The 4,756-nt window shown below is 69.3% G+C and carries 6 protein-coding genes; 5 read left to right on the forward strand and 1 reads right to left on the reverse strand.

All coding sequences use genetic code 11. From position 1 onward, the window contains the following. Positions 1-360 precede the first annotated feature (360 nt). The 5 genes from pyrE to NI18_RS14135 all read left to right on the forward strand — a co-directional run bounded on the left by pyrE (position 361) and on the right by NI18_RS14135 (position 4,301). On the forward strand, positions 361-945 hold the full coding sequence (gene pyrE, locus NI18_RS14115; RefSeq protein WP_037530688.1) for an orotate phosphoribosyltransferase: 585 nt from the start codon (positions 361-363) through the stop codon (positions 943-945). Then, the gene (locus NI18_RS14120) at positions 942-1,682 is read left to right on the forward strand and encodes a pyridoxine 5'-phosphate synthase (protein WP_031439335.1); all 741 of its coding nucleotides are present in this window, start codon (positions 942-944) and stop codon (positions 1,680-1,682) included. Before pyrE ends, NI18_RS14120 begins: the two co-directional genes overlap by 4 nt. A 135-nt stretch (positions 1,683-1,817) precedes the next feature. Continuing rightward, entirely contained in the window at positions 1,818-2,240 is a 423-nt protein-coding gene (acpS, locus tag NI18_RS14125) for a holo-ACP synthase (protein WP_031439336.1), read from the forward strand. Continuing rightward, on the forward strand, positions 2,237-3,232 hold the full coding sequence (lepB, locus tag NI18_RS14130) for a signal peptidase I (RefSeq protein WP_031439337.1): 996 nt from the start codon (positions 2,237-2,239) through the stop codon (positions 3,230-3,232). The genes acpS and lepB overlap by 4 nt, the downstream gene beginning before the upstream one ends. A gap of 1 nt (position 3,233) precedes the next feature. Next, positions 3,234-4,301: an AI-2E family transporter gene (locus NI18_RS14135; RefSeq protein WP_037530691.1), complete on the forward strand. Its 1,068-nt coding sequence runs from the start codon at positions 3,234-3,236 to the stop codon at positions 4,299-4,301. Here the strand turns inward: NI18_RS14135 and NI18_RS14140 are convergent. Beyond that, positions 4,246-4,756: glycosyltransferase (locus NI18_RS14140; protein WP_128082228.1), on the reverse strand; the 511-nt coding region annotated here is incomplete at its 5' end. The genes NI18_RS14135 and NI18_RS14140 overlap by 56 nt on opposite strands.

A 4,756-nucleotide genomic window follows, 5' to 3' on the forward strand; every position in this document is an offset into this window, starting at 1 on the left:
GCGAAGCCGGTGCAGCCTGCCCGCGACGCCGCCAAGACTCGCCAGTGCGAGCCCCGCTGCGATCGCCAATCCTCTCATCCCCAGTATGCGCATCGTTTTTTCTTGACCCCGGTTTGGTGCGAACCCGTATCACGGACGCGCGGATGTCTGCTTATCATTTTGACATTCGGCTATAGGCGGCGGCGGGGCGAGCCTCAACCCCGGTGCGGGCTTTGTTGAATTTGTTGCACGGGCCGGCAAATTTTTTCGGGGCGTATGGCGGCCGGGGCGGTGGCGGTGGCGGGGGCGGTGGCGGTTGCATTGCGTGGACTTTGCCGCGATCGTACAGCGCGACAGATTTCATTGGAGCGATGACCCGCGATGACCGAAGACGACGTGCTCGCCGAATTCCGCGCTGCCGAGGCGCTGCTCGAGGGGCATTTCATCCTGTCCTCGGGCCTGCGCAGCTCGCGCTATCTGCAATGCGCGCGCGTGCTGATGGACCCCAGGCGTGGCGCGCGGCTGGCGGAGGCGCTGGTCGCGCGGATCCCGGAGGACCTGCGCGGATCGATCAGCGCGGTGGTGTCGCCGGCGATGGGCGGGGTGATCTGCGGTCATGAGATGGCGCGCGCGCTGGGCGTCGAGGCGATGTTCCTCGAGCGGCCCGACGGCGTGTTCGAGCTGCGCCGCGGCTTCCGGCTGGCGCCGGGGCAGCGCGTGCTGATGATGGAGGACGTGGTGACCACCGGGCTGTCGTCGAAGGAAGCGATCGCGGCGATCGGGCGCGCAGGCGGCGAGACGGTCGCGGCGGCGGCGCTGGTCGACCGGTCGAACGGCGCGGCGGATCTGGGCGTGCCGTTCTTCCCGCTGATCCGGCTCGACGTGCCGACCTATGCCGCGGATGCGCTGCCCCCGGAACTCGCGGCGATCCCGGCGATCAAGCCCGGCAGCAGGGCGGCGGCATGAGCCCCCCCGGCACCGCGCATCTGCGCCTCGGCGTCAACATCGATCACGTCGCGACGGTGCGGAATGCGCGCGGGGCGGGCTATCCCGATCCGGTCCGCGCGGCGCTGGTCGCGGCGGCGGCGGGGGCGGACGGGATCACCGCGCATCTGCGTGAGGATCGCCGGCACATCACCGACGACGACATCGCGCGGCTGTCGACCGAGCTTGCGATCCCGCTCAACCTGGAGATGGCGGCAACCGACGAGATGCTCGGCATCGCGCTGCGCCACCGGCCGCATGCGGCGTGCATCGTGCCCGAAAAGCGCGAGGAGCTGACCACCGAGGGCGGGCTCGACGTCGCGGGGCATTATGACCGGATGGAACGGCTGGTCGACGCGCTGGCCGGGGCGGGGATCCGCGTGTCGCTGTTCATCGAGCCCGACGCGCGGCAGATCGAGGCGGCGGTGCGGCTGAAGGTGCCGGTCGTCGAGCTGCACACGGGGCGTTATGTCGAGCTGTCGGGCGATGCGCGCAGCGTCGAGCTACGGCGGCTCGAGGATGCGGCGGCGCTGGCGGCGAAGAACGGCATCGAGGTGCATGCCGGGCACGGCCTCACCTATGACAATGTCGCGCCGATCGCGGCGATCCGGCAGGTGCGCGAGCTGAACATCGGGCATTTCCTGGTGGGCGAGGCGTTGTTCGTCGGGCTTGGCGAGGCGGTGCGGCGGATGCGCGAGGCTATGGATGCGGCGCGGTAGCGTGCAGATGGGGTTCACGCGAAGGCGCGAAGGCGCGAAGAGTCTGAAGACCGCCCCGGGCTCGCGTCTCCCGCTCGCTTCGCGCCTTCGCGCCTTCGCGAGAACATATCTTGTCTTCCGACTCCAGGCGTCGCGATGATCATCGGGTTGGGGTCGGACCTGTGCAATATCGAGCGGATCAAGGCGTCGGTCGAGCGGTTCGGCGAGCGGTTCGAGCAGCGGGTGTTTACCGAGGTGGAGCTGGCCAAGGCGGCGCGGCGGCCGTTCACCAAGGCGGGGACGCTCGCCAAGCGGTTCGCGGCGAAAGAGGCGTTTTCGAAGGCGGTCGGCACCGGGTTTCGCGCAGGCGTGTTCATGAAGGACATCGGCGTCGTCAACGCCGCGAGCGGTGCGCCGACGCTGGCCCTGACCGGCGGGGCCAAGGCGAGGCTTGACGCGTTGACCCCCGAAGGCCACGCCGCACGCGTGCACCTGACCATGACGGACGATCATCCCTGGGCGCAGGCCTTTGTGATAATCGAAGCTATACCCCTGTTATCCGCGGATAAAGATCGATGAAGGAAGCGGCGTTGGACGGCAAAGAGTCGCTCGAGAATCCGGCAGCATCGCGGGTCGGCGCCACACCCGTCCCGCCCCCGGGCAACGACGGTTCCCCTCCCACCACGAAGACGGCACCCGCGCGCCGCGGGACCGACTGGTGGGGCGAGGTGAAGGGCATATTCTGGCTGGTGCTGGTGGTGCTCGGCTTCCACAGCTTCATCGCCAAGCCCTTCTACATCCCGAGCGAATCGATGCTGCCGGGCCTGCGGATCGGCGACCGGCTGGTCGTCACCAAATTCGCCTATGGCTGGTCGTTCGTGTCGCCGACGATCCCGAACCCGGTCGCGATCTTCAAGAGCGTCGTGCTTCGCCAGCAGGAAGACAGCTGGAGCGTGCAGATCCCCTTCATCAAGGGGCGGCTGTTCGGATCGCTGCCGACGCGCGGCGACGTGGTGATCGTGACGCCGCCGGGGACGCAGAACGACTATATCAAGCGCGTGATCGGCCTGCCGGGCGACCGGCTGGAAGTGCGCGGCGGGACGGTGATCCTGAACGGCGTGCCGGTGAAGCGCGGTCCCGTCCACGACACGCTGATCCCGGTCGACACCAACAGCCCGTGCAGCGAGGACGAATATCCCGGCGCGCGCGAGACGCGGGCCGACGGCGCGATGATCTGTCGCCTGCCGACGATCACCGAGACGCTGCCCAATGGCCGGCGGTTCGACACGATCGAGATGGGCTGGAGCCCGGGCGACGATTACGGGCCGATCACGATCCCGGCGGCTCATGTCTTCCTGATGGGCGACAATCGCGACCGGTCCGCGGACAGCCGTTTCGCGCTGACGCAGCTCGGCCTTGGCGGGCCGGTGCCGTACGAGAATCTGGGCGGGCGCGCGGAGTTCATCACCTTCAGCCTCGACGGCGATGCGACCTACAACCCGCTGACCTGGTGGGGATCGCTCCGGTCGGATCGCGCGGGCACGTCGCTCCACCCTGCAACGGCGAACTGAGATGGCCGACGATAGCGGCGCGACCAAGCGCGTCGACGAGGCCAGCCCGGTCGAGATGCGCGACCCGGCGCTGCGCACCGAAGTGCGGCGCGCGACGATCTGGCTGGGGCTCGCCTGCCTGATCGCACTGGCGATCGTGCTGGTGCAGCCGTTGCTGTTGATCTTCGCCGCGGTGGTGTTCGCGTCGCTGCTCGACGGCGGCGTCCGGTTGCTCGGGCGGGTGCTGCCGATCAGCCGCGGATGGCGACTGCTGATCGTCGTGGTGCTGGTGCTGGTGTTCATGATCGGCACGTTCGTGCTGACCGGCGTGCAGGTGACCGAACAGGTGACGCAGCTGCGCTCGACGCTCGAGCTGCAGGCGAACCGGTTCACGGGCTATCTGGCGTCGCAGGGGCTGATGCCGGGCGTGTCGGACGTGAGCGGGATCGCCAAGCAGGCGCTGGGGTCGGTCGGGCGCGTGACATCGTGGGTCGGCACCGCGATCGGCGCGCTGACCAGCCTGTTCATGATCCTCGTGCTCGGGCTGTTCATCGCGATGGACCCGGGCACCTATGCGCGCGGCGTGCAGTGGATGGTGCCGACCGATCTGCGCGACGAATTCGCCCGGACGATGGTGACGATGGGCGAGACGATGCGGCGGCTGCTCGCGGGGCGCCTGCTCGGCATGGCGGTCGAGGGCGTCGCGACGGGGATCGCGCTGGCGGTGGGCGGCGTGCCGATGGCGATGCTGCTCGGGATCATCGCGGGCATCCTTGCCTTCATCCCCAATATCGGCGCGATCGTCACCGGCGTGCTGATGGTCGCGGTCGGCTTCAGCGCGGGCGTCGACACCGGCTATTGGGCGATCGGCACCTATTTCGTGGTGCAGACGATCGACGGCTATGTGATCGTGCCGATGGTCGCCAAGCGCACCGTCGACCTGCCGCCCGCGCTGACGCTGGGCGCGCAGATCCTGGCGAGCGCGCTGTTCGGGATCCTTGGCCTCGCGCTTGCCGATCCGATGACCGCGATGCTCAAGACCGCGCTCGAGCGCCGGTCGGACCGCGAGGACGAGAAGGCCGCGGACTGACGAGCGTGTCGAACAGCGCGAGATAGCGCTGTGCCGAGTCGCTGCCGGGTTGCGGGACGGGTGCGGGCCGCGGCGTACCGGAGGTGAGCCAGGCGTCGAGTGCGGCGACGAGTGCGGGGCCGTCGTCGCGCACGACGATCGTGCCGCGTGCGGGCGTGTCGACGATCTCGGCAATCGCATGGCTCGAATCGGTCGCGACGACGGGGGTGCCGACCGACAGTGCCTCGCGCAGGACGCCCGGCACGCCTTCGAAATCCGACGTCAGCGCGACGACCTGTGCGCGGGCCATTGCCGGGAGCGGATCGGCGACATGGCCGGGCAGGTGCACGCGGGCGGCGAGGCCGAGTGCGGTCGCCTGCGCCGTGAGCGCACCGCGACATGCGCCCTCGCCGAGGATGACGAGCGTGATGTCGCGATCGGCGAGTGCTGCGACCGCGGCGAGCAGCCGGTCCCAG

This window comes from Sphingomonas sp. Ant20, assembly GCF_000783375.1.
GTDB classification, from domain to species: domain Bacteria; phylum Pseudomonadota; class Alphaproteobacteria; order Sphingomonadales; family Sphingomonadaceae; genus Sphingomonas; species Sphingomonas aerolata.